Genomic DNA, 4,125 nt, shown 5'->3' with positions numbered 1-4,125 from the left:
CTTCGGTCTGCACCCCGCTCTGCTCGACGCCGCCCTCCACGGCGTGGGGCTCGGTGATTTCACCGGTGGCGATGACCGCGGTCGGCTGCCGTTCGCGTGGTCGGGTGTGTCGCTGCACGCGGTTGGTGCTACGGCTCTGCGGGTGTGGCTGACGCCGGTTGGTGAGGGTGCGGTCACCGTGCATGTCGCGGATGCCGCTGGTACTCCCGTGGCGGTGGTGGAGTCGCTGGTGCTGCGGCCGGTGTCGGCGGAGCAGATCGCCGCCGCGCAGGCTGCCGGCCGGGACTCGCTGTTCCGGATCGACTGGACCGAGCTTCGGGTGGCCGACGAGGTCGCGGCGCCGGGCGGCCGGGCCTGGCTGGGCGAGGTGCCCGCGGGCCTGAGCAGTGTGGCCGGTGAGCGGTACGCGGATCTGGCGGCGCTGGCCGACGCGATCGATGCCGGGGCGGAGATCCCGGGGGCGGTTCTGCTTCCCATGGTCGTCGGCACGGAGGACCCGATCGCGGGTGTGCGTGAGACGGCGGCTCGGGTGCTGGCGGTGGTGCAGGCGTGGGTTGCCGATGAGCGGTGGGCTGACTCCCGGCTGGTGCTGGTGACCCAGGGTGCGGTCGCGGTGGAGCGCGGCGCGGACGTCGCCGATCTGGCTGCCGCGTCGGTGTGGGGGCTGGTGCGTTCGGCGCAGTCCGAGCACCCGGGGCGGATCGTCCTGCTGGACGTCGACGGCGAGGACGCCTCGCGCGTTCTGCCGTTCGCGGTGGCCGGTGGCGAGCCGCAGGTCGCCCTGCGCGGCGGTACGGCGTTCGCGCCGCGCCTGGCGCGCGTTGCGGGTGTGGCCGCCGAGGACGCGAAGGTGGCCTTCGGCCCGGAGGGCACGGTTCTGGTGACCGGTGCCTCCGGCACTCTGGGTGCTCTGGTGGCCCGTCACCTGGTGTCCCAGCACGGCGTTCGCCGTCTGCTGCTGGCCAGCCGTCGCGGTGAGGCTGCCCCGGGGGCGGCGGAGCTGGTGGCGGAGCTGACCGAGGCCGGGGCCAAGGTCACGCTGGCGGCCTGCGACGTCGCCGACCGTGCGGCTCTGGCTGAGATGCTGGCCCAGGTCCCGGCCGAGGCCCCCCTCGCCGGGGTGGTGCACACGGCGGGTGTGCTGGACGACGGCGTGATCGAGTCGCTCTCCCCTGAGCGCTTCGACACCGTCCTGCGGCCGAAGGTCGATGCCGCGTGGCATCTGCACGAGCTGACCCGGGACCTGGACCTGTCCGCCTTCGTGCTGTTCTCCTCGGTCGCGGCCACCATCGGTGCACCGGGTCAGGGCAACTACGCGACGGCGAACACCTTCCTGGACGCGCTCGCCCAGCACCGCAAGGCCCAGGGCCTGCCCGCGGTGTCCCTTGCGTGGGGTCTGTGGGCCGAGGCGTCGGGCATGACCGGCGCGCTCGGCGACGGCAACCTGCAGCGGATGGCGCGCAGCGGACTTCGCGGTCTGTCCTCGCGTGAGGGTCTTGAGCTGTTCGACGCCGCGTGCGCGACGGACGAGGCGGTGCTGGTGCCGGCGCGGCTGGATCTGGCGGCCTTCCGGGCCCAGGCGGCGGCCTCCGGTGAGGTGGCTGCCCTGCTCAGGGGTCTGGTCCGGGCTCCCGCCCGTAAGGCGTCGTCGGCGGCCGGGGGTCCGGACGCGGTGGCGGTGCTCAAGGGCAAGTTGGCCGGGCTCTCGGAGGCCGAGCGCCAGCGCGTGCTGCTGGATCTGGTCTGCGGCGAGGCGGCTGCTGTGCTGGGACATGCCTCGGCGGACGCGGTCGGTGCCGAACTGGGCTTCCTGGATGCCGGGTTCGACTCCCTCACCGCCGTGGAGCTGCGCAACCGGCTGAACGGGGCGACCGGCCTGCGACTGCCGGCCACGCTCCTCTTCGACTACCCCACCCCCGCAGCTCTTACGCAGCATCTGCAAATTGAGCTCTGTTCCGGTGAGGGTCAGACACTGTATGTTGATCAAAGTGAGGCTGAGATCAGGAATGCCCTGGCGAGTATCCCTTTGATCCGGTTCCAAGAAGCGGGCCTGCTGGACGCACTGTTGGAACTTGCCAATCCTCATTCTGGCGAGTCCGGCTCCGAGTTGAAGAGCCAGGCCGAGTCGATTGACGCAATGGACATCGAGAGCCTTGTCAAAATGGCGCTTGATGGCGGCGATTCCTGATGCGATCCCGAGAGCGGAACTCATGATGGCTACATCCACGGAACAGATCGTTGAAGCTCTTCGGGCATCACTGAAGGAGACCGATCGCCTCCGGCAGCAGAACCGTCAACTCACTGACATGGCAAGGGAACCCATCGCCATCGTGGGGATGGCCTGCCGCTATCCGGGGGGCGTGGACTCCCCGGATGCGCTGTGGGAGCTGGTTGCCGAGGGTCGCGACGGAATCTCGGAGTTCCCGGTGGACCGGGGTTGGGACACGGATCTCTACGATCCCGACCCGGACCGCCACGGGAAGTCGTATTCGCGCCAGGGCGGATTCCTGCACGACGCGGCCGAGTTCGACGCGGGGCTCTTCGGGATTTCGCCGCGTGAGGCGCTGGCCATCGACCCGCAGCAGCGCCTGCTGCTGGAGGCGTCCTGGGAGGCGTTCGAGCGGGCTGGAATTGATCCGGCGTCACTTCGCGGAAGTCGCACCGGCGTTTTCGCCGGTGTGATGTACAACGACTACGCGGCACGGATGGGGAAGGCCCCCGAAGGATTCGAGGGCCTTCTCGGAAACGGCAGCGCGGGCAGCATCGCCTCCGGGCGCGTCGCCTACACCTTCGGTCTGGAGGGGCCGGCGGTGACGGTGGACACGGCGTGTTCGTCGTCGCTGGTCGGCCTGCACCTGGCCGCCCAGGCGCTGCGGCAGGGCGAGTGCTCGCTGGCCTTGGTCGGTGGCGTCACCGTGATGTCCAGCCCTGGGGCATTCATCGAGTTCTCCCGGCAGCGAGGCCTGGCTGTCGATGGCCGGTGCAAGTCGTTCGCGGCTTCTGCTGATGGCACCGGCTGGGGCGAGGGCGTCGGCATGCTGCTGGTCGAGCGGCTGTCGGACGCGCGGCGCAACGGCCACCCGGTGCTCGCCGTGGTGCGCGGCTCGGCCGTGAACCAGGACGGTGCGAGCAGCGGTCTGACGGCGCCGAACGGTCCCTCGCAGCAGCGGGTGATCCGGGCCGCGCTGGCCAACTCGCACCTGACGAGCGATCAGATCGACGTGGTGGAGGCGCACGGGACGGGCACGAAGCTGGGTGACCCGATCGAGGCGCAGGCGCTGCTTGCCACCTATGGGCAGGAGCGTCCGGCCGAACGTCCGCTGTGGCTCGGCTCGCTGAAGTCCAACATCGGTCACACCCAGGCTGCTGCGGGTGTCGGTGGCGTCATCAAGATGGTGATGGCGATGCGGCACGGTGTGCTGCCGCGGACTCTGCACGTGGATGAGCCGACGCCGCAGGTGGACTGGTCGGACGGTGCGGTCGAGCTGCTGACCGAGGCGCGCGAGTGGGTGCCGGGTGACGAGGTGCGGCGTGCTGCCGTCTCTTCCTTCGGGGTGAGTGGCACGAATGCGCACGTGATCCTGGAGCAGGCTCCGGTGGAGGAGTCGGCTGAGGAGTCGGCCGAGTCGTCGCTGCCGGTGGTGCCGTGGGTGCTGTCGGGGAAGTCGGCGGGTGCGCTGCGGGCGCAGGCGGAGCGGTTGGCTTCGTTCGTCGAGGGCTCTGGCGCTGGTCTGCGTGATGTCGATGCGGCGTTCTCGTTGGTGTCGTCGCGTGCGGTGTTGGAGCACCGTGGTGTGGTCGTGGCGCGTGACCGGGCGGAGGCCCTGGCCGGGCTGTCGGCCCTGGCGTCCGGTGAGGGCATCAAGGGTGTTGCGGGTTCGCGGCGTCTGGCGGTGTTGTTCTCGGGTCAGGGCTCGCAGCGTGCGGGGATGGGCCGGGAGCTGTACGACGTCTATCCGGTGTTCGCCGCGGCTCTGGACGAGGTGTGTGCTGGGCTGGATGCGCAGCTGGCGGATGATCTGTCGGCTGCGGGTGTCGCGGGTGTGCGTGAGGTGATGTTCGCCGCTGGTGACGGGTCTGGTCTGTTGGATCGGACGGTGTTCACGCAGGCGGGTCTGTTCGCTC

The 4,125-nt window shown here is 70.3% G+C and carries 2 protein-coding genes; both read left to right on the top strand.

From position 1 onward, the window contains the following. On the top strand, window positions 1-2,188 hold a 2,188-nt coding region (locus tag ACIRYZ_RS46240; RefSeq protein ID WP_402955703.1), incomplete at its 5' end, for a type I polyketide synthase. Next, the coding region (locus tag ACIRYZ_RS46235) for a type I polyketide synthase (protein WP_402955700.1) at window positions 2,172-4,125 on the top strand (1,954 nt) is incomplete at its 3' end. The genes ACIRYZ_RS46240 and ACIRYZ_RS46235, both read left to right, overlap by 17 nt.

Source organism: Kitasatospora sp. NPDC101155 (assembly GCF_044768305.1).
Classification (GTDB): domain Bacteria; phylum Actinomycetota; class Actinomycetes; order Streptomycetales; family Streptomycetaceae; genus Kitasatospora.
This window is presented reverse-complemented; position numbering and strand designations above follow the sequence as displayed.